Below are 26,280 nucleotides of genomic sequence, written 5' to 3' on the forward strand. Positions count from 1 at the left end.
ATAAAAATAAATGTTGTTTTATACGTTTTTTTGAATTTAGTTGTCTGTTTTAACTGACTTATCAATTTGATTAAAGATGTCATCTAAATCATCTGACTCAAATGAGTCAAATGTCATGATGTAGTCATTTTCATCATAATCATTTTCTGGATTAGTTAGTGATTGATTTTTCAATTTGTCAACTGTTGAAAAATCATCTTGTGTATCGGTTGATGCTGTGGCACTAAAATTTTGACTATCATTTGTGTCATTATCGTTTTGATTTGAAAATTCATTTTCATTAAATTCAGAAATATCAAAAACTGAATCTTGACTCTCTATTTCTTCTTCATCATCTCAGCTGTCTTCGAATTCTAAAGAATTAATATCTAATAGTTCATTATCAGTATCTTGAGCTTCGTCTTGAGCTTCGTCTTGAGCTTCGTCTTGAGCTTCGTCTTGAGCTTCGTCTTGAGCTTCGTCTTGAGCTTCGTCTTGAGCTTCGTCTTGAGCTTCGTCTTGAGCTTCGTCTTGAGCTTCGTCTTGAGCTTCGTCTTGAGCTTCGTCTTGAGCTTCGTCTTGAGCTTCGTCTTGAGCTTCGTCTTGAGCTTCGTCTTGAGCTTCGTCTTGAGCTTCGTCTTGAGCTTCGTCTTGAGCTTCGTCTTGAGCTTCGTCTTGAGCTTCGTCTTGAGCTTCGTCTTGAGCTTCGTCTTGAGCTTCGTCTTGAGCTTCGTCTTGAGCTTCGTCTTGAGCTTCGTCTTGAGCTTCGTCTTGAGCTTCGTCTTGAGCTTCGTCTTGAGCTTCGTCTTGAGCTTCGTCTTGAGCTTCGTCTGAATTAATTTCTATTGAGTCATTTTCTTGAGCATTTGTTTGACCAAAAATATCATCAATACTTAATTCTTGTTGTTGATATTCAAAACTTGTGTTTTGGTCACCATGATTATTTTCAATTTCCAAATCAACTAGATTAAAACTTTCTAAAACTACATCTGAGTCAAATTCGGTTTTATTAGTGTTAAAAATATCCAACGTTTGACCGTCTTGCATTTGTGTGAAAATTGAAGTTTCGTTTTGAATATCTAAGTTTAAATCAGACACAGAGTCGAAGTTGTCTAAAGATAATTCATTATCAATATGATCATCATTATAATTTAGTGAATCTTGTGATGAATTATAAAATTCATCGTTAAGGTCAGCATCTACGATTTGTTCAAAGTTTTCAACTGTTGAAACATCGTTTTGTTCGATATTATTATAATCATTTATTTCAGAAATCGAAAGATTTTTTAAGTGAGTTAAATAAACTGTATTGACTTTATCAATCAGTTTTAATCCATTGTTATTTGGGTTTGATGAAACCAGTTGTTGCAACTCGTTTTGATTAAATAATTCGATATTTTGTTCGCTAAATAATTTTGTGATGTTGTTTTGTTCTCAAACTCAGTTAATTGGGTTTATGACATAAACGTCGTAACCTTTGTTGTTTAAGAATTTAATATCATCATATTTTTTAACATAATTAAAGTAATCTTTGTGATAGTTAAAATCATCAAAAACTACTGCTAGATATTTGGTGTTTTTATATTTAACAAATATATCAAGTTTATTTGTTCCAACTGGAAAATCAACCAGTAATTCAAAATCAGGATTGTTTTTAATTAAAGCTTCGATATGGCTTAAAACAATGTTTTTAAAAGCATTTGTTGCATGATTAAATTCTAGGTTAATTTGTTTTGATGATAGTGATGAGTATTTAACTTTTTCAGAATTTGGTTTTTCTAAGAATTCAAGTCATTGTTTAAAAATATTTAATCCTTCTGAATTATCTGCATCTATTGGGCTGATATCATCTGCATAAATACTTTTAATAACTATTAATTTATCTTTAGCACGACTAATAGCAACATTTAATGAGTTAGCCCCACCTGAAATACGTCCAATGTATGAATTTAGAAGTTTTGTTGTCTTGTCATAAGCTAAAGTCATAATAACAACATCAGCTTCTTCTCCTTGCATATTTTCAAGGTTCTTTAAAATGATTTTATTGCTCAAAAGTGCTTCGTTTAAATCTGGAAAATATTTGATAATTAAAGCCTCAATTAAACCTTGTTGACTTGCATTCATTGTTAAAACAGCTAATGAATTATGGTCATTAAGATTTTCGTAAATTTTAGAAATAGTTAAAAAGGCTTCTTTAATGTTTGAACTATTTTCTCATGTTCCATCAACTTGATAAACATCAATTGCATTACGTCCAATAAATTGTGCTTTATCAGCTACTGCAAGTTTGTTGTTGTAAAAATGTTTAGCTGAGAAAGACATTAGTGCAGCATTATTTGAACGGTAATTACGATTTAACATAACATTAAATATGCTTCCACGCGCAAATTCTAGAATTGATTTGTTTGATTCGTATACAGAATCACCAACTTTACGTTGATTAAATCACTGACTTGGTTGCATTTGTTGTTGATCTCCAACAATAACTTTACGTTTTCCTAAGTAAAGCAAAGTCAATCCTAGATCAAAGAAAATTTGAGAAGCTTCTTCAATAATTACATAATCAAACTCTTTAGCTTTTCAACCTGATAAATCAGCTTCAGGAATTGAAACTATTACAGGATAAATAATTTTAATAATTGGTAGATATTGATTAATAAAACCACTAATATTCTTTGGTTTGTCTTTTATTTTTTGCTTAAAAGCACTATAAAGGTTTCTGAAGTTTTCAATTCTTGGATGTGCTTTGTAAAATTCATCACTTTTATAAAAGGTTTCTTTTTTACCATTTAAATGTCATTCTAAAAGCCTTCTTACTAAACGATAAGCTTTTAACTTTAAGTGATTGATATCACTAATTTCAGAACTTGTGCTTTTTAAGGTAACTTCAACATCTATTAAGTTAGAGATTTTTGAATATGGACTGTGTTCGCTGTCAAAGTTGTTAAACCCAACTTTGTTTAAGAATTTTAAAACATCACCTATTGAACCGTTGAAATTAGGTAAGTTTTTGTCAATTTGATCACCCAGTTGTTTTAATTCATGATATTTCTTTAAAAAGAATCATCATTTGTATCCATTAAGTTCAATTAAGTCTTTGCTAGTTTTGGATACTTCAATTTGTTCAGGGTATTTTAAATCTCTTGGTAGTGATAAAAAGAATTGAATATCTGTTGTTTGATTAAAATCAGGTTTATGTTTAGCTATATAGTAATAAGCTTTTAATGCTTCAACATTTACTGAATTGTCTAAAAATTCGCTAACTTCTTGAATAAACTGATTTTCAGTTTTTGAAACTAAATTTAATAGTCTGTTTTCAGATGAAATACTATCGTTAAATGAATGAATGTTTTGAACGTGTTGGTCTATTTTTTCATAGAATTTATATCTGTTGTTATTTGCATTATTAGGTAAATATAAAGCAAAAGAACTTAGTTCACCTAGTCTTTTTAAAATAACTTCTAAAGCTATTGTTTTTTGTGAACTAACTAATGCTGTTTTTCCATAGACAATAATATTGGTTAATAAATTAGCTATTGTTTGTGATTTTCCAGTTCCTGGCGGACCTTGAATAATCGTGTTTTGGTGCAGCGCACTAACAATTGCTTCAATCTGTCCATAATCAGCTGGGTTAACTCTTTGAACACTTGCGTTTTCTCTTAATAAACGATCTAGATTCTTTTCGAATTTACTTTGATCAACTTCATCGGGTAAAATTTTCCAAAAGTATCCGTTATCTAGAATTTCCTTCATTCTCTTAGCTGCATAACCAAATCAAGGTTGATAAGTCCCTAGTACAAACCCTGGGTAAAACTCTAAGTTAGTGTTTGTAATTTCTTCTTTGCTAAATGGATGAAACTTTTGAATAAAGTTATCAGGGATGTTAAAAACTTTGTTGTGTGAACCGTTTGAAAATTCATGAATTTGTTGTTCGATGGTTGAAATTTCAAATTCGTTGTTTAAATGTAAAGCAAAATTTGAAGCATTAATTAAATCAATTAATTGACGGTTAATTTTGATTTCAGCATCAGTTGAAATTAGTTTTGGAGCACTTCCATAAAAGTGAATTTCAACTTCTTTTAAAAATAAAGGAGCATAAACTGAAATAGATTTATCATCATCACCTAAAAGAACTTTTACAAAACCAAAACCAATGTGTAATGACTTTTCACTTTTACCTAACTCTTCTTTTAAAACTTTGTCATATAGTTTTTTTCAAACTACAATTGACTTTTGATACTTTTCTTTTAGTTTACTTAAAAGTAATTTCTTTTGATTATCAAAATCTGTTTCAAATGAATAAATATTGTATGAAATATTATGTTCTGCAATTTCATTTGAATTTCTTTTAATAAATTCAAATAAGTTTTCATAATTACTAATTCTTTCAATTGCTTCAATTAAACGGTGTAATGGGTAATTGTTTAAGTCAACATTAAATTCTTCTTGTTTGTAAACTTGAGCAAAAGTTTCAGCACCTAAATATTTGTATAAGTCAAAATAATCTTCATTATCTAGTGATGTAAATGCTAAGGAACTTGTAGCAAAATTAGCACTTGTTTCCAAATTCCTTAGCATTTGATTTTGTTCATCTTTTTCTCTTTGAGATATCATGTTGTCCTTTCTATTTAGCTTCAATAAATTTAATTATTTGTTCATAAATTACTTGTGTGTATTCGCTTGTAATTAGTGAAACAGAATCTGATTTGACAAATAAACCACTTATACCTTTAAGACTTTTTAAAGTCTGTAAATCAATTTGCTTAGCTTGTTTTACAAAAATAGTAATTTTAGTTAAAGTTCTATCTGCTTTAATAATTTCAGTGTTAGAAAAGCAGTTTAAAAAATCTTGAAATTCAAATGGTAATTTATCATTTTGAAAAACAAGGTTTTTTTGTTTATTTTGAATGTTCTTTCATTTTAATCTAATCAGTCCAAACGTAATGATTGTTAAAAATCATATTTTAAATCTCTTCTTAATCATATTTAGATTATATCTAAATATGAAAGGGATTAAAATTAATATTTAAAACTGTATTTAAGTACTTGTTTTAGGGTGTTTTTGTGTAATTAATTAATGGGAAATAATGTATTAACAAATATTTTTATGCCTATGTCACTGTGATAAAAGTATTTTTGTAGCGTCAATAGGCTTATTTTTAGTTTTTATAAAAAAATGAAAAATACCACTTTTAGTGGTATTTACATTATTAGTATGATTTGAATAAGTCGCTAAATAAATTCATTAATTCTTGACATTTATTTTTAACTTTTCTGATTGTGGAATGTTTTGTAAGCAAACTTCTTTTTACAAAGTTAGAAATTTTTGTTTTACCTGATGGTTCTTTGTTTTCTTTGATGTAATAGATAAATCAATCTTTTGCTTTTCAGTTATTTTCTTCTTCAGATAAAGAAAATTTTTGAATCATTTGGTTAACTTCTTTTTCTAGTTTTTGTTCTATTCATTGAGTAAAGTGTTTATGAATGTCAAAATCATTATTGTTTTTGATTTTATTTTTGTTATCAAGTAAATATGAAATGTATTCTTTGAATAAATCTCTCTTGTTTACAAAATCAACAGATATATTTAATAGGTTTTCAATTTCTTGCTTTAAACCATCTTGCAATTTATTAATTGCTTTTTCTTCATCTGATGAGATTGTTAATTTACCATGAATTCTTTCAATAATTTCAAATAATTTTTGATTAATTAAATTAAGAATGTACTCAAGATTAATGTAATCTGTACGAATGATTTCAACAGAAAACTCTAATTCACCATATACTGAGTTATCATGTTCTACTTGGTCTTCTCTTTTGAGTCTTTCTTTTTCCTCGTTAGCTTTTCTTCTGATTTCATTTCATAAACTCTTATAATCTTGAATTTCTCTTTCGCTTAAAATTTCATCATTAGTTGATTTTAGTTCTTGAAATTCATCAAAAAACTCTAGTGTGTTAGATACTTTTTGAAATTCAGTAAATAACTTAACAAATTCAATTTCTTCAGTTTGTGATAAGAAACTTATAGGACCAGGATTTGGAAATTTTTCTTTTAATTCTTTATTTAATTGTAAGAAACCTTTTACTTCTTTATTATCATTTTCATGGTCAATGTATCCATCAATTAACTCTTTGTAACTATGTTGTAAAACAGTTGTTGAATTAGACCCATTTGCAAATAATTTTAAAGCTTCATCAACGTTGTTTTTTAAGTCTCTAAATGAAACAATATTACCATGTGCTTTATTTTTGTTGTATGGTCTATTTGTTCTTGAAAATGCTTGAATTAAACCGTGATATTTAAGATTTTTATCAATAAATAAAGTGTTTAAAGTTGGTGCATCAAAACCAGTTAAAAGCATATTTACTACGATACATAAATCAATTTCTCTGTCTCTTAGTCTTTTTGTAACATCACTGTAGTAATCATGAAATTCATCTATTCTAAAATTACTGTTGTTTAATTCATTGTAATCTTTGATGACTTGTTGTAAATATTCTTTTTCTGTATAGTATGTATTTTGATCAAACTTTTCTTGTTCAAAATCGTTTTTATCAAAATATTCCGTTTGATCTATTACTGTTTCGTCTACAAATCCATTTGGATTAAAAGTATAAACCATTGCGATTTTTAAACGCTCATTCTTAGGAAGTTTTTCTTGCTGTCTTTTAAATTCTTCGTAGTATTTTTTAGCTGATGCAATGCTAGATACAGCGAATAATGCATTAAATCCATTTTTTGAATTATTTGAAGCATTAGTTTTAATTCTAGCTGTTTTATCATTAAATTTTTCTAAAATATAAGAAGTAATAGCTTCGATTCTTTCAGGATGATCTAATAATTTGGTTTCATTAAAGTTTAAATCTGTTTTCTTTTCAGTTTCGACAAATTCAGAATGTTGAGCAAGTTTTTTAGTAGTTGATACATAATCAATATTAAATTTTAGTACTTTTTCATCTCTAATAGCGTCTGTAATTATATATTTATGCAATGCATCTTTTTGACCAAAAATTGATGCAGTTGTAGTTAATCCTGAGTTGATTACAGCATTATCATCAAAAATAGGTGTTCCTGTTAAACCGAATTGACATAAACTATTTTTTGAAAAATTTTTCAGAATATCTTGTCTGAATTTACCAAATTGAGAACGGTGACACTCATCAAAAATTAAAACAACATTTTTGCTAAAAATTGGATGATTTTTGTTGTTTTTAATAAAGTGCGATAACTTTTGAATAGTTGTTACTACAATTTTTGTATTTTTACTTGTACTTTCTATGTTTTGTGTTAACTGTTTTGTATCTTTTGAACCAGATACTGAATCTTTGCTAAATTTTTGAAATTCTCTAATTGTTTGAGTATCTAAGTCTTTTCTATCTACAACGAATAAAACTTTTTCAACTTCATTAATTTTTGAAATTAACTGCGCTGCTTTAAATGAAGTTAATGTTTTACCACTTCCAGTTGTATGTCATATATATCCACCATTTGAATTGTGATCTTTATTGATGAATTTTCTTCTAACTTCTCTTTCAATTGCTTCACATGCTGCTATTTGGTATGGTCTAAGAATTAAAAGTTTTTTATCTACATTAAATACAGTGTATTTAATGATCATATTTAATATAACTCTTGGTTGTAAAAATGTTTGTGCAAAATCATCTAAATCATTTAAATGCTGATTATTAAGTAATGCTCATACAGAAGTATCTTTAGAATAATCCAATTGTTTAATTGAATCTTCATATTTTGAGTAATTATTTGCAAAATACCTAGTAAATGTTCCATTAGAAATAACAAAAATATGGAGATATTTATATAAAGAATGAAAAGTATTTAAACTTTCTTTTTGATAACGTTTTATTTGATTAAAAGCTTCGGCTATATTTTCACCACGTTTTTTCAATTCAATTTGAATCATTGGTATACCATTGATTAAAATTGTAACATCATATCTATTATGTTTAGTAGTTTCTCTATCTTGTTCTAGTTGATTAATTACATAAACTTTATTTTTAAAAATATCAGTTTTGTCAATTAATTTAATGTTTACGCTATCGCCATTGTCAAAATTAAAATCATATATTGAATCTTTTTGAATTCTTTCAGCGCAATCTGGTTGCTCGTCTAAATCTTTTAGTAAATAATCTGCACAAAATCTTTTTCATTCTGAAGAACTAAATTTAACACCATTTAAACGTTCAATTTCAGTTTGTACTAAATGTAATAATTGATCATGGGTTTTAATATCTCTTTTATGTTCAACACCTTGATCTTTAAGTGTCTCAATTAATAATTTTTCCAGCTGTTGTTCAGTTTGATAAGTTCTGCCTTTTGGTATTTTAGAAGTAAAATGATCTAAAATAACTCATTCATTATCTTTGGTATTTAAATCTGAAAAATGATTTTGATTTGCAATATTAAATTCTTTTTGCATATTTTAATCCTTATTTTTAAAAGTTAAAAGCTTATCTCTGTAATATTCATATTGTTGTTTTCTGGATTCGATTTCTTGCGCCAGTAGACCTGTGGATTGGTCTTTCATTTCAATTAATTTATCTAATACCGATACAACGTAATTCTGAGTATCCATGTCAGGTATTAAAACATCTAATTCTAATATTGAATCCATTTGAGGGTGTTGAATACCAGCGCCTTTGTAATTGCTTTTTAAAAATTCAATATTATTTAGTAGGTAATGATAAATATATTTAGTAGTAATTTCTTGTGGATTGTTTGTTTTGCCTAAAATATTACCTGTATTAACAAAATTACCTGAATAGTACTGAATATTAGGATAACCACCACCTGGTATTGTTAAAATCTCATCATTATTAATTGCAAAAGGATAATTTTGTGAATCTATAAAATCATTGCTTGCATAGGTTTGTAAAACTTTGATATCACCAGTTTGAGAAACTCACTTCATTATTTCTTGTTTTAAAAGTTTTGAAGCTTTAAAAACCTTTGGTTGCTTGTTGCTGTTTACATTTTTAAATTTTGTTGATCATTGTGTAATTTCTCATAGTTTTTTAGTTAAAACAGAGTGATTTTTAACTGAAATATTGAATTTTTCAAGTGTTTTTTCAACAAATTCTAAGTATTGGCTATCTAGCTCTCTCTCTCTCTCTCTCTCTTGGTTTTCTGAAACTTTATTCACAACCTTGAAGTTTAACAGTTTGTCTCTGTAGTATTCATATTGTTGTTGTCTTAATTTGATTTCTTCTGGCAATAGTCCTGAAGAATCTTCAACCATTTTAGATAGTTTATCTAATATTTTGACTATTTGTTCTTGTATTTGAATAGATGGAACGTAAATTTTTAGATTTTCTAATTTAGCTCTTTCAATACTGAAAGGAACTGCTGATCTGTTTGATAAACTGTAAATATCTTCTTGAATGTTATTTAAGAAATAGTACAGATATTTAATGTTTATGTTATTTGTCTCATTAATACAAAAAACTATATCATTTGCTCAAAATTTTTCTTTTTGAAATGATACATATCCTGCTAATCCATATTGGCTGATTGTAATGGTGTTTTCATTCATATTATATAAATTAAAGTTACCCATTTTATCTTTTCCACCTGAAATTACTGGAAATGCACCATTTTCAATAAGCTGAGATTTTGTTATTCTTTCGCCTTTTTGAATACTTACTATTTCTTTTAAAGCTAATATATTCAACGTATTTGAAGCAATTAACTTGTTAGATAAACTGGTTAGTGAATCATATGATAATAATTTATTTCTATATTCCTCATACTGAACATTAGCTTCCTCAAGCGCTTCCTCAAGCGCTTCCTCAAGCGCTTCCTCAAGCGCTGTCATCTTACTTAAAATTAAAGCCACTTTTTCTTGAACATATAAAGGTGGTAAATAAACAGTTATTTTTTTCAAAGTTTCCATTGATATATTATCTATTGCACCACCGCTCGAATCTAATTTATTTGAACTTGTATAATTTTTCAAATAATAAAACAAATATCTATTGGTTACTAATCTAGAATTTTCCTTTATCTTAACTATTCTTTGATTTAATAATGAAGAAAAATCATAATTATATGAACATACTTTACCAGCAGTACTACCACTAAGAGCTATTAAAATATCATTTTTGTTTACAAAAAATTTATCCGGAAGTTTCCCTGCAAAATCAGGATTAATTATCTGTGAATCAGTTAAAGAAACATTGCCTAAACTTGTTAAGTTTTTTATTTTAATTAAATGAATACCTTTTTCATCTTCTGAATAATGACTATTAGAAAATGTGTACCCGCTTATTATTTCAGATATTTCACTAAGTTTATATTTCTTATAATTTATGCCATTTAGCAATGTACTTATTTTTTGCATTAAATTCACCATTTGTTTAGTTAACTTTCTAACTCTTCAATAATTTGATCTATTTCTGCTCTTAGTTCATTGATTTTTTTAGATGTTGCTTTGATTTTAGCGTTAAGTTCTTTGATGTCAATTACTGGTTTTGTATTTTCAATTTCAACATAGTTTGAAACTGATAAGTTGTAATTGTTTTCTTTAATTTCATCAGGAGTAACAATTTTTGATAAATATTGTTCTTCTTTTCTTGATGAAAATAAATCAATAATTTGTGCAATATTTTCATCAGTTAAAATATTGTGTTTTCCTTCTTTTTTAAATAGTTTTGAAGCATTAATAAACATAATGTTTCTATCATTTTGTTTATTTTTCTTCATTACAAGAATATAAGTTGAAATTCCGGTACCAAAGAATAAGTTTTGTGGTAGTTCAATAATAGTATCAATATAGTTATTTTCAACTAAATATTGACGAATTTTTTGTTCAGCTCCACCTCTGTGAAAGACTCCTGGAAAACATACTATAGCAGCTACACCTTTAGCAGATAGATAATGCAATGAGTGAAGCACAAAAGCTAAATCAGCTTTTGATGAAGGGGCTAAAACACCAGCATTTTGGAATCTTTCATCTTGCAGTAAAACAGGATTTTTATCTAAGTTTCATTTTAATGAATATGGAGGGTTAGATACTACAGCTTCAAACTTTTGATTTACAAAATATGGTTCTTTTAATGTATCACCTAATCTGATTTTAAACTCAGTGAAATTTAAATCATGCAAGAACATATTCATTCTAGCTAAATTGTAACTTTCGTTTTTGATTTCTTGTCCAAAGTATCCATTTTTAACAAAACCTTCACCATGAATTTTTCTAGTTTGTAGTAATAATGAACCAGTTCCACAAGTAGGATCATAAATACTATCAATTTCTGTTTTGCCATTTGTTACGATTTTTGACAGTAAAACTGACACTGTTTCAGGTGTAAAGTAAGCACCAGCTTCTCTGTTTGAATCATTTCCATAAGCTGAAATTAAGTATTCATAAACTTCACCGAAAACATCAATGCCTGAATCTTCAACTGAATCAATTGGAATATTGTTAATTTCTTTTAAGATATAAGCAAAAAACTCATTTTTTTCTGATAGGTTATTTCCTAATGCACTTTTGTTAAAATCAAAAGTATCAAATAACCCTTCAAAATCTTCTTCAGAATCTTTTCCTTTAGAACTTTCTACTATAGAAACGAAGATTCTTCTTAAGTCTTGATTAAGGTTTTCATTTGTATCAACTTTTTTTAATACATTGTTAAATAAATCTGATGGTTTAATAAAGTAACCTAAATCATCAGCTATATACTTCACAGTTTCTTTTATATCACTGTTGTTTGAAATGTTTTCATCACTAAAAGTTTCAAAATCCAACTCATAGTTGTAATTTTGTACATCTTGCTCTTGCTCATTTATATAATTTGTAATTTTAGTTGATAAAAAACGGTAAAACAAAGCACCAAAAACATATGGGGCAAATTCATATGAATTTAATTTTCCTCTGTTTTTGTTAGCAATTGCCATTACTGCTTTTCTTAACTCGGTTTTATGTGTATTGTTTAAATTTGGTTTATCCATAAAGCATCCTTTTAAACTTCTTTTGTCAGTACAAAAATTACTCTTAAAGCAAACAATATCTAAGAGTATTAATTTAATTATATATCTTTTATTTATTAAAATAAGATATTTAAACTTTGTTGTATAATTATGCGCATTTATCCAGAATCAAAAACACACCATTATCGGTGTGTTTTATTTAAATTATTTTTTCTTAGCTTTGTATAAGATTAAACCGAATCCTAGAGTTAGTAACACTCCTGCTGAAACTATTAAAGCAATTCATCAGTTATTGCTTCTAGCTCCATATTTGTCATTGATTTCTTTTGTAATACTTTCAATTGCAGCAACTTGTTTAGAATTTACTTCTTGTGGAGAAGTTAATTCTTGTGTAACTTTGTCTAGATATTGTTTTTGAACAGCAGCTGGAACATTGTTTTTAGCAATTGCTTCATCTAATTTTTGTAGTTCTAAAATTAGATTTGTTAAGTGTCTAATTTTAGCCACTTTTTCATTTGCATCTGCTGTTGTTGCTGATTGGTTTTCAATAGCAGCAATTTGAGATTTTAGATTATCAATATCTTTTTTAAGTGCTACTAATGGTTGATTGTATTTAGCTACTTTAGCAGCTGATACAGCTTTTTCTAATTCAACAACTTTTGTTTGTAAGTCAGCAAAAGTTGTTGCTGATTTTAATTCTGCTTTTTGAGCATCAGTTAAATCTTTTGCTAAAGTTTCTACGTTTTTAGCAAACATTTCTAGAGCTGATAATTCTTCTAAATCAGCAGCTTGTGCCATTTGAGCTTTAATTAGATCTTTAGTTGCTTTATCAACTCCACCTAAAGCATCTACAATAGCATTTTTAGAATTTAATACTGATTGTCCTGATAGAGCAGCTTTAGCATCTTTGTAAGCTTGTAAAGCAGTTGCTAAAGTATCAGCGTTTTGTGCTTCAGATGCTTGTTTTAATGCTTCTTTAGCAGCGTCAAATGCTTGTTTTTGTTCTTCAGTAGCAAATTTGTATGCTGGAGTTGATGCAAAATCAGCATCAGCTTCTAATAAGTCTTTAGCTTCTTTTTGATCAGCTAAAACTTTTGCATATTTATCAAATGCTTCTTTTCTAGCTTCTTCAGTTGTAGCATTGTTTAATAATTCAGCTAATTTTGTTTGATTATCTTCATTTAATTCATTAAAATCAACTTCTTTGCTTTGTAGATATTCTGCACCTTTGTATCCATTTTCACCTGTTAATTTAGCAACTAATGAATTAGGTAATAATGAATATGGTTTGTAATCATCTGATTTAGCAGCTGTTAAAGCTTCTTGAACTTTAGCTGAATCTTCAGCAGCTTCAACATCAGCAATAGCTTTTAATTTAGCAACTTCAGATAGTGAATCTAAACCTTTGATTTCAGCAATAGCAGCATCTTTTTCTTTGGCTAATGCAATTTTTGCATCTGTATCAGAATCTGCATAATTTTCAGTTGATAAACTAGCAATGATTGCTTGTTTTTGAGCTTCTGATAGATTTGCTAAATCATTAATTTCTTTAGCTTTATCTTGTAGTTTTGTAGCTTTGTCAACTACTGGTGTTAAAGCCTCTTGATTTTCAGCGGCTAAAATTTGATCAGCAAGTGCTTTCTTTTGTTCTTCTGTTAAAGCTGATTCATTTAATTTTGTTAATGCTTCATCTTTTTCTTAGCTAATTCAACAGCTGTATTGTTGTTTTCTTCATTAGCTCTATTTTCAAATAATGAATTGATTAATTTATCTTTTTCTTCTTGAGGTAATGAGTTTAATGCTTTAACTTCACCAATTTTTTCATTAACTTTTGTTAATGCATCCATTTTAGCTTGATTATCTTCTGTTGTAGATAATTCAGCAATAGCAGTTTGTTTTTGTTCTTCTGATAAGTTGTCTAAAGCTTTAATTGCTTTAATGTCATCATTTAGTTTTGTAGCATCTTGAATAGTTTTTGTATTAGCATCAGCATCTGTTGAATCTAATAAAGTTTTTAGAATTTCATCTTTTTTATCTTGTGGTAAATCTGTTAATGCATCAATGTTTTCTTTATTTGTTTTAAATTTTTCAGCATTAGCAAACGCATTTAAAGCAGCTTGTGTATCAGTTGCAGCTTCTACAGCTTCTTTTAATTTATTTGCTTGTTCTTCTGTTAGACCCATTGCATCAATTTCAGCTTTTTTAGCAGCTTTAACTTCTGCTAAAACAACTGCTGGTTGGATGTTGTCTAAAGCTGTTTTTAATTGTTCTGTAGCAGCCTTTAATTCTTCTAATGAAGGTTTTTGAGCGTTTGCTTCTTCTGATCCAGCAGCTGTTGATTTTTCTTCTGCATTAGCTAAAGCGTCGTCAAATTGTTGTTTTTTAGATGCATTGTTATAGTCAGTTGCGTTTGAAGCTTTGTAATCGTTGGCTTGTTTTTTAACTTCATTTAATTTATTTAAAGCATCTTGGTAGTTTGCTTCTGTTTCTAATGCAATTACAGAGGCAACTGTTTTTGCATCATTGATTTTTTGCTTAAATTCATTAACTTGTTCTTCTGTTAAATTTGGATAATTTTCAGCTTTGTTATCGAATTTAGCTAAAACTGTATTTTTAGCTTCTTGCAAGATTTTTTCTTCAGCAGTAATTGCTTCATCAAGTTTTGGGCCTCATGTTGAAAATTTACCTTTATCAAAAACTTCGAAAAATAAGTTATTTCCTTGACCTGATTCATTACCTGCAGCTTTTGTGTTTCATAAGTGGTTAGGGAAGTTCATATTTACTGCTGTTTTTCCATAACTCATATATCTTAATATATCAGCAGCAACAGTGTCTACTTTTGCTTTATTAGCTTCATCAAGGTTTTTGTACTTGTTTGATTCTCTGTAATTTAAAACTAAATCAAAAACCGAATCATTTTCTTGTAGGTTTTCTGGTTTAACAGTAAAGTTATCAACAAATTTCTTAAGTATATCTTTGTAGGTTTCGATACCTGTTTTAATATTTTCAAATCTATTTGTTGCACCAAAATTAGTTTCATTATAGAAGAAATATGGAGAAGATAATGACCCTAAGAAAGTCATAACTCATTGACCTGCTCCTCTAATATGTGCGCCATATTCTAGTCCTGCTTGTTTAGAAGTTGTTAGTAAATCTCAGTTAAAAGCTTTAATTTTGTCAACTTCTGTTTTTGCACTACCTAAAAGTTCATTTGGTTTGTTTGGTTTATTATGAACGTGTGCTTGTTGTAATTTTTCATTGAACTTTGTTATATATTCGTCCATTTTCGTTTTTAAAATATCTTCGCTTACAGCTTCTGTGGCATTAGCATAAAAATATTTAGTAAACATTTCTTTTGAAACCGGTGCTAAATCATCTCAGAATCTATCACCTCTTGTAGTGTTGTTGTTATCAGTATCAAAATAGAAAGTTACATTTGATAAATTACCAATGTCTCTTCCTCCGTTAGTTGCTGTTAATCCTGTAATGTTTTTTCAATTAGGATCACCAAATGAGTTTGATAGTAAAATATCATATCATTTAACCATCATTTGGAACATTGTGTCCATTTCTTCTTTGATAGGTTTCAATGCTTCTTCAGTATCAGCGGCTGCATTTATTTTAGTTGTTAGGCTTGCGACTTGGTCATTTCTTAGACCACCTAGAACATCATATGAATAATTGAACTTTTTAGTTTCTAAGTATTGCTTTAATGAATCCTTAGTTAAAGTTTCTGAATTACTTTGTGCTTCAGTTTCAGCAGAAATTGCAAACATTGCGACAGTTGGTGCAATTGCTGATAAACCACTAAGTAAAAGTAATTTATTCCTTTTCATAATTAAATTTTCCTTAAATATGTATATTAAAAATCTTTACTCCGGCAAGAGCAAAGATTCACTCTAATTTATAATCGTAAACCCCATTTGAAAAGGGTTAAATCTATTATAACAGCATTTTTTAATTAATTTAGTGGTGTAAATTTTTATATTTTCAGTCTTTTAATCCTTAAATTCAGGTGTAAAAATTTTAAACCTTAATGAATATGAAAATTATTTCATATTAGTTTCATTTTAATCCTCTTTTAATGCTAGTATGAAAAAATAACCAGCTAAAGCTGGTTATTTATATTATTTTAGTTTTTTAAAGATAAATACTATTGCACCAACAATAAATGTAAACAATGAAGTAAGCAGTAAAGCTAATCATAGATATACTTTTACTTTTTCTGTGTTTTCTTTTAGCATTTGTGCTTTTGCTTCTCTATCTTTTTGTCAGTTAACTTCTTTAGTTAAATCTTCAATTACTTTGTTTTGAATTTCAGGAGTTGTTGATGCTTTAATATCATCAATCAATTGACTTAATTGTGTTTCATCTAATTCTTTTAGGTTTAATTTACTTGGTTGTAGTTTGTTTAAATAATCAGCAATTGCTACATCAGTATCTGAACCTGAAAGTTTGTCTAAAATTGTATTTGGCACGTTTGGATAAGTTTTTTCAACTAAATCTGTTTTTAGACCTGAATTATCAACAAAATCATTAATGTCATTGTCTGATTTTTTGGTTACAATGTCATCTAATAATTGATCTTTGATTTCTCTTGGTAGAGGTTTAGACTCAATTAAATCATTTTGATTTACATAATTTTCTAGAAGTTTTAATAATTCTTTGTTTGCATCAATGTCTGAAGAAATTCTGTCATATAACTCTTGTTTAATTCTATCTGGTAAATTAGATTCCTTAATAGCGTTTTCAGTTTCTAAAACACTGCTTAATTGTTGTTGAACTGAATTTAGATCATTAGAACTATTAGCTGATGAAGCTAAATCTCTTAGCTCCTTAATTAATTCTGGCTTAATGTTTTTGCCAACTAATGAATTATCAATTTGTTGAATTAAATCATGTTTAGCTTTTGCCAATTCCATGATTGTATCTTGATTGTTTAAATCACTATAGCTATCTAATAGTTGATTTTCAGTATTGTTTTTATCAACTGTATTTAACTGTGTGTTGGTTAAATCATTTAGGTTGTCAATTGTTTTGTTTAATTTTTCAACTTGATTTACTAAGTCTTGTAATTTAGGCGCATTTTCAGGAGAAATTTTTGCCAATAATGCTTGTTTGGCATTATCTGATAAATTAGTTTGATCATTAATTTGTTTAGTTAATTTATCTCTAACAAATTTAATAACTGCATCAGATTGTAATTTAGCAAATTGTTCTTTTAATTTATTAATGTGATCTGTGTAAACAGATTTTTCTTTAGTTGGATTAGCATCTAATTCAGCTTGTGCTAATGGCATTAATCTAGTTAATTCTTGTTTAGCTGCTGGGTCAGCATTTTCATAATCTAATGGGTTGTCTTGAATAAACTGATTAATTTCATCCATTAAATTCTGTAGTTTAACTTTTTCATTTTCAGCTTCAAGCAATTTAGCAAATTCTTGAACTTGAGTTAAGTTTTCAGAAGCTAATAATTTAGCTTTTAATTCTGCTTTTTTGTCATCAGAAACAATTGATTCAGTTAATTTATCTAACTGTTGATCAATTGCTTGAACTAGTTGTTCAATACCAGCGTTGTTAATTAAGTTAGTTGATACTCTGTCAAAGAAGTATTGCTTTTTGTCATCTGGTAATTTTGAATCATTGATGATATTTGAAGTTTGATTAATTGCTAGTGCATCTGATTGAATTTTTTCAATTTCTGGATTAACTGATGTTGCAGTTAAAGTTGATGCTTTTAGTTGGTTTTTAACATTTTCTGGAATGTTTGTGTAAGAGTTTATTAAGTCTATTGTTGCATTTTTGTTATTAGCTAAAGTTACAATTGACTGTTGATTATTTGGATCTTCAAAGGCATCAAGCAATGCTTTTTCAATATTCTTTTCAACTTCGTCATTAATGTTAGGCAAGTCGTTAACAAACTTAATTTTTTCACCAATTGTTCTAATTTTAGCTTGTTGTTCAATTAAATCTTCTAAACTTGGAGCATTCGGTTCTGAAACTTTGTCTTTCAGAGCATTTTTAACATCATCTTTAAAGTTAGAATTTTCTAAGTCATTTTGGTATGAATTTCTTACATATTCAGTAACTTTACTACGTTCTACACCTGCAAAAGCTTCTGTTAGTGCATCTTTTGCATCTTTTAGTTGCTGAGTTGTTAAAGTTGATGTTGCATTAACCGCATCTTTAGCTGCTTGAAGTACTTGTGCTAGTTTTTCTTTTGCTTTTGGATCAGCTGCGTCATAAACTAGTTTTTCAGCTTCTGGATAAGCTTCAACTAAGTCAATTAGCTCTTGTAATAATACTTTTTCATTTTCAGCTTTTAATCTATCTGCAAATTCATCAACTTTTTGTTTAGTATCAAGTGATAATAGTTCGTCTTTTAATGCTTCTTTTTGTTGATCAGAAACTAATGAAGTGTTAATGTTTTGATATTGTTCTTCAACAGCATCTACAAGTTCTTTAAGTGTGTTATTAGGTTCATTGTTACCTTGAACTTTATCCAAGAAAGCTTGACGCTTATCGGCTGGAATGGTGGTACTATTAATCGAATTTGCTGTATCTTTAGCATTTTCTAGATTTGGTTTAACATTGTTATTTAAATCATCAATCGATGACGCTTGTTGAACTTGTTGTAATAATTGATCTTTAGCACTTTGTGGTAATAATGTTTGAGAGTTAATTTGTTGATTTAAATCGTTTTTAGCACGTGCTAGAGCTAAGATTTGAGCTTGTTTATCTAAATCATCATAGTTTGCTATTAAATCAGACTTAAATGCTTCTTTTTGAGCATCTGTTAAATGATTTAAAACATCAATTTGATTAATATTATCAACTGTTGAATTTAATTGGCTTATATCGTTGACTAGATTATCTAAATTGTCTTCTGTTGGTTGATCAATATTGCTTGCAAGTTGTTGTTTTTGAGCTTCTGTTAAGTTTGTTAAATCATTAATTTGGTTATTTAACTTATCGTTTAAATATTGAGCTGTAGCTTGCGGTTGAACTTGAGCAAATGCATTATTTAAATCATCTTTTAAAGTATTTAAATAATCAGCATTTGGTAATGGATCTTTTTCAATTTCACCATTAGCAATAGCTAAAGAAGCTTTTAGATTATTAATAGCTTCAGGGTTAGCATATTGATATGCATTAGGGTTTTGTACTTGATAATTTTCAATTTGTTTAATTAAATCTTGAATTTCTTGTTTTTGTAATTCTGAAGCTAATTTATCTTTAACTGCTTGAATATCATCTGAATTATTTGCATCAAATAATTCAGATGACAACTTATCTTTCACTTCTTGACTCAAGCTTGTTTGATTAATTTGATCAATTAATGGGTTAATTTGGTTAATTAAGTCACTTAATGTTTCGTTTTGATCTTTATCGTTTGAAATTTTGTCATAGAAACGTTGTTTTTTATCAAATGGAATATTTGAATCTTTAATTAATGAACCAGCATTGTTTGCTGAAAGTGCTTTGTCAAGAATATCGTGGATTTGTTCTTGGTTATTAGCATTTTCAATATCATTAACAAAGTTTTGTAAAACATTTGCCGGAACATTATTAGCATCATACGACTTAACAGTAGCAACTGCTTGGTCTTTTGCATTAGCTAATTCAATAACTGCCATTGGATCAGCATTATTTAAATGTGCATTAATTAAATCATTTGTAGCGTTTGCTTTAGCTGTGTTAGATAAATTGTTTAGTCCATGAATTCGGCTATTTTCTTGATTAATTTGATCATTAATTTGGCTTTTAGCTAATATATCTTCTAATGTTGGGGAGTTGTTTTGATTTAACTGATCTTTTAATGTTTTTTTATTGTTATCACTTAAGTTGTTAAAACTATCTACTTGATTTTGTTTTTGATTTCTAACATGTTCAGTTACAACATCTCTTTGAACTTGTTTAAAGGCTTCTTTTAGATTGTTTATTTGTTCTAAAATTGCATCTTTTGAAGGTAGATTGTTTTCAGGAGTTGTATTCAGTGCTTGTGTAATTGCGTTGTTTAAGTCAGTTTTAGCTTGATTTGATGCATTATCATAAACTAATGCTTGATCAGTTTTATAAGCTTCAATTTCTTGAATTAATTTATCTAAATCTTTCTTAGCATTATCTGAATCTAATTTAGCTTTAAAAGCTTCAACAGCATCAGGTGTATTTAACCCTTCAATTTGATTTTGATAATCATCCTTGTTTAAGTTTGGTCAGTTTGAATCTGCTAATTGTTTTAACAACTCGTTTTGAGCTTTTGCTGTTTCAACTAAATTGTTTTGATTATCTGGATTATTGTAATTATCTAACAGTGCTTGTTTTGCTTTATTTTTAGCTTCTTGTGATAATTGGTCTAGTGCATCAATTCGATCTGCTTTAGTTTTTAACTGTTGCATTTTTTCAAATTCAGTATTTACTTTATCAACACTATCAAGCGCAGGGTCTTGAATTTTACCAATCAATTCATTGATTTGTTGTTCAGTTAAAGTAGGAGCATAAGTTTGAAGTTCAGCTACTTTACGTTCTTTTAACTCACGTAAAACTTTTTCAGCTGAAACATTTGAAAGCGCTGTATTTAAGGCTGTTATTCTGTTTTGTAATTCATCTTTCCCAACTGAAGCTCCTTGATTAATTGCTTCTTGCGCTTTGTTTAAAGCATCTTCTAAAGCATCTCTATCAGCTTGTTGAGCATTTGCTATGACATTTGGATTGTCGTTTTTGTATTTGTCAACTTCTGCTTTTTTAGCAATTAATTCATTTAATTTATTTGTGTCAGCTAAAGTTGTTTCTAATTCATTTGCTTTATTTAAAGTATCTAAACTTTGAATTTGTGCTTTATATTGATCTTTTTGTAAAAATGGATATAAATTATCGTCAAAGCTTTGTAACAGTTGATTTTGTTTCTTAGCAAGTTCTAGTTGATTATCAATTGCTGTTGAATCATTAATATTTTCAATGAACTTATTGATTGAACTATTCTGAGTATCACTGTCAATTTGTGATAAGCTTCTAACTTCATTTGCTTTTTCTTTTAAGGCTTTGATACTATTGAATACGTTTTGTAAATCCGCAACTTTTGTAATATTAGCATCATCAATTAATGCATTTAATTTGGCAATTTGATTGTCATCAAATTCTGGTTTAAATGTTGCGATTTCTTGTTTATATTTATCACGTAAATGACTTAATACTGCTGGTTCTTGAACGTTTGGTAATTTTTGTGCTAATTTTGCTTTTAAATCACTATATCTATCAGAATCAGCTAAATCTGTTGCTGCTAAAGCATCTTTTGCTTCTTTTAATGCATTGTCAAATTCTGTTTTCAAATCAGGATTTGCTAATGAATAAACCAAGTTGTTGTCAGCAATTTCTTTCTCAACTTGTTTTACATACTTATCTAATTCAGATTGTTTGTTTAACTTGTCTAATTTAGCTTTTTCAGCTACTAATTCATCATTTGAAGGAAGTTGTTCAATTTCATTTTTGAAATTATCTTTTTCTAAATTAGGATAATTTGTTTCAAAATCTCTTAGTAAAGCATGTTTATCTTTGGCTAATTGAACTTCTTTGTCAATGACATCATTGTTATCAGAATTTGCTACTAATTTATCAATTGCTGCTTGAATAGTGTTTTCTGATAATTGGTCGTTTAATGCTTTTAATTCTTCTGCTTTTTCTTTAACTTTTAGCGCTTTATTATAAGCATCAATAATGTTATCAACTGAATCAAGAGCAGGATCATTTATTTTTGCCACTAAATCTCTAATATTATTTGGGGCTAAAACATCGTCGAATAATTCAACTTGTTTAGTTAATTTATCACGTAGTTTTGCTAAATAATTGTCTTTTGAAACTGCATCTAAAGCATTTTGAAGTGAATTAATTTGATTTTCAAATTCATTTGCACCAGCTGTGTGAGTTTGTGCAATAGCGTTTTTAGCATTATTAATTGCTTGTTGTAAATTGTTTTTACCTTCTAAGTCTGCTTTATCTAAGTCTGATGAATGATTATTTAAATAATTTTGTGCTTTGTCAACTAATTTTTGTAATTCATTTAATTTGTTTTGATTTACTAATTCAGTTACAAAGTCATCTAAATCATTTTGATTTTCAACAGTTTCTAGTCTTGATTGATAATCTGCCACATCTAAGTTAGGGTATTTAGTTTTTTGTTTTAAATCTTTTAAAACATTGTTTTTAGCATTTGCTAAATCTAAATCTTGTTGTTGAGCATTTTGATCACCAAGGTGAGTAATTAATTTATCAATTGTTTTGTTTTTAGCATCATCTGATAAATCGCTTAGATTTCTAGCTGTATTTGCATTGTCTTTTATTGCTTTGATTTGTTCAAATAAGTCTTTAACACCTGCAACTGTATTTACTGAATTATCATTAATTTTAGCTTTTAAAGTATTAATTTGATCAGCTGTAAAAGGTGGGTTAAATGTATCAATTTCTTTACTAAATTTATCTTTTAAGTATTCTAGAACTTTAGCTTTACTTAATTGTTCTAAGGCTTGGTTTAGTTCATTTTCAAGTCTTTCATATTCAGCTTTATCTTTTAAATCACTTGCATTTAAAGCGTCTTTAACTGCTTGTAATTTAGCATCAAAATCCGCTCTTTTAGCTGGATCTGCTGAATTGTAAAGCTCTTGATTGTTAACCACAAATTCTTCAGCTTTATCTTTTGCTTTAGTTAATTTAGCTTTAGCATTTTCTTTTTCAAGATTTGTTTTAACTACTTCAAGTGCTGAATTATCAACTGCGTTTTCTATTTCAGATCTTTTTGCATCTTTATTTAAGTCTGGATAGGTTGTGTTAAAGTCTGTTAAAACTTGATTTTTAGCTGATGCTAATGTTGCAATTTCATTTAATTTGTCATCACTTGCATAATTGTCAACTAAAGCATCCTTAGCAGCTAGAATAGCTGTTTGAGACAATTCATTTAAATTATTTAACTCAGCAGCTTTTTCTTTGACTTTTTTAGCTTTTTCAAATTCTGCTTTTACAGCATCATAATCACTTGGAGTATTGATTTTAGCCTGCAGTGCACTGATGTTTTTAGAACTTAATTCATTAGTGTAAGTTGCAACTTCGTTGTTTAATTTTTCTTTTAATTTTGCTACCAAATGAGCATCATTTAACTCATTAATTTTGTTATCTAATGAAGTAATAAAGTTATTAAATGAATCTGCTCCTGCTGCTTGACCTTTGGCAACTTCTGCTTTTGCTTGATCGATTAAAGTTTGCAATGCATTTTTACCATCAGTGTCAACTTCATTAAATTTATCTAATCTATCAGCTAAATGTTTTTCAGCTTGCTTGATTTTTTCTTCTAAATCTTTTAATTTGTTTTGATTAGCCAATTCAACTTCTAAAGTTTCTAATTCAGAAACTGAAGTTGCATTATTGATTCTGTCTTCATAAGCTGATTTTTCTAAATTAGGATATTTAACTTTAGCTTGTAAATCGCCTAATACTTGGTCTTTTTTCTTGGCTAAGGCTAAATCTGTAATTTCAGCTACTGAATTATCATAAGCATCTACTAATTTTTGAATTTCTTTAACTTTTTGATCTTCAGATAAATTCGTTAAAGCTTTGATTTCTTTTGCTTTATTAACTAATTCATCAATTTTAGTTTTTGTTGCTTTAACGTCTGCCGTAGTTGCGTTTGTATCAGTTAATTTTTGTTTTAATGCATCAATTTGAGTTTGATTTAAAGTTGCATTTTGCCCATCTAATTCAGTTTTGTAGTTATCTTTTAATTGGTTTGCAACTACTGGATCTGAAACATTTGGTAAAGAAGTTTCTAGAGCTGATTTTAAACTGTTAAATTCATCAACTGATTTTAAATCCGCAGCGTCAACAGCAGCTTGAGCATTAGCAATTGCTTCATCAAAGACTCTTTTTTGTTCTTCAGTTGCTTCATTATAAACATCCATATTTTGTTGTTTATAATTTTTAGCTTCATTTAACTTGTCTAATAATGCTTTTTTAGCAACTTCTTTAGCTAGTTTTTGTCTAAATGCATCAAACCCTGAATTATTTGTCATATTTGATAATTCAGTATTTAAAGCATTTCTTTGTTCGGGTGTTAAATCAGCTGAATTTAATTCCTGTCATAAACTATCAACTTGAGGCATAAATGCTGTTATGGCATCATTATTAGTGTTATCTTTGTTAATTCTATTTTTGTAAGTATCAACAAATTCGGCAGGAACATTTGTAGCTGCTTGAATAGCGTTTCCAGCTGCTTTCATTTTGTCTAAAACTAATTTATGTGTTTCAAAATCAGCAGTTCTGTCAGTTCTTAAAATGTCAGTAACAACACTATTAATTTGAGTTTCTGGAACGTTCGTAACTGCTTTTCCTTCAACAGCTGCATCATTTTGCCTAACTGCTAAGTTATAAGCATTGGTTCTAGCTCTGTCATCTCTTAATTTTGTTACTAAAAATGCATTAGTTGTATCTTTAGCAGTTTGATCAAAGCCTGGGAAATTATCTACTTGATCTATTTTTGTTTTTAAATCTTTAAATGATTCAACATATGCTTTATAGTCGTTTCAGTTTCCAATCGAATCATTTCTCAATCTATTTCTTAAATCATTTTTTGCAGCATCTGTTAAAGCTAAATTATCAACATCAGGTAGTAAAAATTGACGTTGATATGCAATCGTTGCAGGTTCTTTAACTTTGTTGAACTCAACTTCAAGTCTGTTAATCATTTGTGTATAGTCATATACACGTTTTATCGGCATTTCATTAAATAAATTATTAGCTTCTGGTAAGATTGCATCTAGCGCTGCTTTTCCGGCAGGATCTGCGTTTTGATAAACTTCAGTTTGTTTAAAGTTAGTAGCTTCATCAATTCTTATTTTTAACTTTTGTCTTTCATTTAAATTACGTAATCTGGCTTCATAAGCTCTAACATCAGTTAATAAAGGCAAGTCTCTAATAGCATTACCTTCTTCTGTTTTTAAATGACCGATATATTGATAGTCTCTACCGATTTTTTTGATTAAATTTTCTTTTTCGTTATTGGTATCTGTGTTCGTTTCTCAAGCTGCATTAATTTGTTGGCGGTTTTCACCTGCAACTGAGGCTCATCCGTATGGATCTCTTAATTCCCCAATATAGTTTAATCCAATATTAGCTGCTTGCCCTGTTCTGTATAGGTCAAACCTTGAATCGCCATAATTCATTGATAATGGGTTATTCATTATAAGAGTTAATTGGTTAAATTTATATGCAGCATTGTTAATTCTGCTTTGTTTACCTAATGTGACTGCGTTTTTGTATAAATTGCTTTCTCTATAAGCATTATTAGCAAATTCACCAAAGTTATTAATAAAAGCCGGTCTTGCTTGAGATTTTCAGAAATTAACCCCTCTTTTTAGAGCGTCTATAACACCAATATTAATTCTATTAGCATCATTTATATCACCTCAGTCATGACGAGTACCTAAATAAGTTAAAAGGAATCTTCCGATACCACCAGTTTTAGAATAAACTTCATCATTGTCAGTTTCACTGCTTGACATATCTCAGTTATGCTGTCTAATGACATTAATTCTATCTAAAACTTTTTGGCGATCATTGTCACCTTCAAAAATCTTTGAATCAAATTCTGTTCTATAAGCTAAAATAGCTTGTTTGAAAGTTTCTTCATCGTTAGCTCTTTCGTTGTCTTCGCCTGTTCCACCATCTGATTTAGATCTAAAGTGTTTTTTAACAAAGTTTTCAGCTACTGTTTTAGCTTTACCAAATTTGGGTGAATAATACATGATGTTATTACCAATTAAACTTCCAGTTGCTGCTAGTTGTATTCCGTTAACTGTTTCAGCTTGAAAACCTCTAAATTCTTGGGTTCACATTGGATCACCAAGCGAGTTGTTTAGGAAAGTGTTATATCACTTAACCATAAATTTGTATTTGGCATCAATTTCTTGTTTAATTGAAGCTAAGGTTCTTTTTAATTCATCACCTGATTTATTGGTTGAATCATTATCAATTTTTTGAATAAAAACGTCAATTTGGTCTTGACGCAATCCACCTAACTCAGTTCTACGCTGATAAGTAAACTTTTTCTCTTGAAGATAAGTTTTTAACGCTTGAACTGAAGAAATGTTTGGATCATTAAGATCTACAGCATTACTTTCATTAGCACTTAACACAGCTAGCGGCAACATAGCTGGAGAAGTTACTAAAGCAAGTTTTGCTACTTTCTTTAGTTTTTTTCTACTCATTTCTAATCTCCTAGTCTTTATTATCTAAAGATAATAAAAACCGTATTCTTTTATAATATAGCAAAACCTGTTCTTTTTTTTTTTTTTTTGCAAAAAGTTCAGTTT

The 26,280-nt window shown here is 28.4% G+C and carries 10 protein-coding genes; 2 read left to right on the plus strand and 8 right to left on the minus strand.

Annotated features, from left to right (window positions below):
- Positions 1-36: 36 nt before the first annotated feature.
- From FG904_RS01000 to FG904_RS01025, 6 genes are all read right to left on the minus strand, one after another.
- The gene (locus FG904_RS01000) at positions 37-4,593 is read right to left on the minus strand and encodes an AAA domain-containing protein (protein ID WP_139592078.1); all 4,557 of its coding nucleotides are present in this window, start codon (positions 4,591-4,593) and stop codon (positions 37-39) included.
- 10 nt (positions 4,594-4,603) lie between these two features.
- Positions 4,604-4,963, minus strand: a complete 360-nt coding sequence (locus tag FG904_RS01005; protein WP_139592079.1) for a hypothetical protein — start codon at positions 4,961-4,963, stop codon at positions 4,604-4,606.
- 226 nt (positions 4,964-5,189) lie between these two features.
- Positions 5,190-8,417 (minus strand): type I restriction endonuclease subunit R, encoded by a 3,228-nt coding sequence (locus FG904_RS01010; RefSeq protein WP_139592080.1) that lies wholly within the window; start codon positions 8,415-8,417, stop codon positions 5,190-5,192.
- Positions 8,418-8,420: 3 nt separating this feature from the next.
- On the minus strand, positions 8,421-10,337 hold the full coding sequence (locus FG904_RS01015) for a restriction endonuclease subunit S (protein WP_158290324.1): 1,917 nt from the start codon (positions 10,335-10,337) through the stop codon (positions 8,421-8,423).
- Positions 10,338-10,357: 20 nt separating this feature from the next.
- A complete protein-coding gene (locus tag FG904_RS01020) occupies positions 10,358-11,947 on the minus strand; it encodes a type I restriction-modification system subunit M (RefSeq protein WP_139592082.1) in 1,590 nt (529 codons plus the stop codon).
- 183 nt (positions 11,948-12,130) lie between these two features.
- A complete protein-coding gene (locus FG904_RS01025; protein ID WP_139592083.1) occupies positions 12,131-12,724 on the minus strand; it encodes a hypothetical protein in 594 nt (197 codons plus the stop codon).
- Between the two features lie 220 nt (positions 12,725-12,944).
- On the opposite strand from FG904_RS01025, the gene FG904_RS01030 reads away from it, so the two are divergent.
- Both FG904_RS01030 and FG904_RS01035 read left to right on the plus strand, forming a co-directional pair.
- On the plus strand, positions 12,945-13,220 hold the full coding sequence (locus tag FG904_RS01030; protein ID WP_139592084.1) for a hypothetical protein: 276 nt from the start codon (positions 12,945-12,947) through the stop codon (positions 13,218-13,220).
- 204 nt (positions 13,221-13,424) lie between these two features.
- Positions 13,425-13,628 (plus strand): hypothetical protein, encoded by a 204-nt coding sequence (locus FG904_RS01035; protein WP_139592085.1) that lies wholly within the window; start codon positions 13,425-13,427, stop codon positions 13,626-13,628.
- Here the strand turns inward: FG904_RS01035 and FG904_RS01040 are convergent.
- Both FG904_RS01040 and FG904_RS01045 read right to left on the minus strand, forming a co-directional pair.
- Positions 13,606-15,762 (minus strand): hypothetical protein, encoded by a 2,157-nt coding sequence (locus FG904_RS01040; protein ID WP_139592086.1) that lies wholly within the window; start codon positions 15,760-15,762, stop codon positions 13,606-13,608. The genes FG904_RS01035 and FG904_RS01040 overlap by 23 nt on opposite strands.
- Before the next feature lie 291 nt (positions 15,763-16,053).
- Complete coding sequence (locus FG904_RS01045; RefSeq protein WP_139592087.1) at positions 16,054-26,175, minus strand: hypothetical protein; 10,122 nt, start codon at positions 26,173-26,175, stop codon at positions 16,054-16,056.
- Between the last annotated feature and the right edge of the window lie 105 nt (positions 26,176-26,280).

The sequence above is a fragment of the Mycoplasma nasistruthionis genome (assembly GCF_006228185.1).
GTDB classification, from domain to species: Bacteria; Bacillota_I; Bacilli_A; order Mycoplasmatales; family Metamycoplasmataceae; genus Mycoplasmopsis; species Mycoplasmopsis nasistruthionis.